1 pseudogene is annotated in these 726 nt (G+C 60.7%); it reads left to right on the forward strand.

From position 1 onward, the window contains the following. Nucleotides 1-720 (forward strand): annotated as a pseudogene (locus AC0L3S_RS39110) (transposase); the annotation flags it as partial. Nucleotides 721-726 lie beyond the last annotated feature (6 nt).

Below are 726 nucleotides of genomic sequence, written 5' to 3' on the forward strand. Positions count from 1 at the left end.
TATCTGCGGCGCCAGGACAGCCATGCCGCAATCGCGGCTCTTGTCAGCGACGGTGTGCCGCTCAAGGAGATCGTCCGCCGCACAGGACATAGTCGCAATCTGGTTCGCCAAATTAGTCGCGGCGGCGGTACGGATATCTTCCGCACCCGTCAAAGCACCCTGGATGGGCACTTGCCATTCCTGGACGCGCAGTGGTCAGGCGGCTGTCGTAACGGTGCCGAACTCTGGCGCCGCTTGAGAGGGCAAGGCTTTAAGGGATCGCTGCGCGTGGTGGCGGAATGGGCCACGCGACGGCGACGCGCCTAGACCATCAGCCGTCAACAATTGCAGAGGGTCCCCGCCGCCCGGACGATAGCGCAGTTGATGACGATGAAGCGGGACCACCTAACCAAGGCCGAGACCGTCACGGTTGCCGCTATTGAACAAAGCGTCCCTATGCTGGCCGATGCCAACACTCTCGTTGGCCGCTTCCACGCGATGATCCGAAAGAAGGCCGAGATCGAGCTCGAACCTTGGATAGATGAATCCAAGCGGAGCCTCATTGGCTCGTTCGCGAATGGCATCGCCAACGACAAGGGCGCGGTGCACGCGGCTATCACGCAACCGTGGTCCAATGGCCAAGTGGAAGCTCAGATCACCAAGCTCAAGCTGGTCAAGCGGCAGATGTACGGGCGCGCTAAGCTCGATCTCCTTCAGGCTAGGCTGATTGGCGCGCCATAAAAACAA

Source organism: Bradyrhizobium sp. Ken01, from assembly GCF_055807355.1.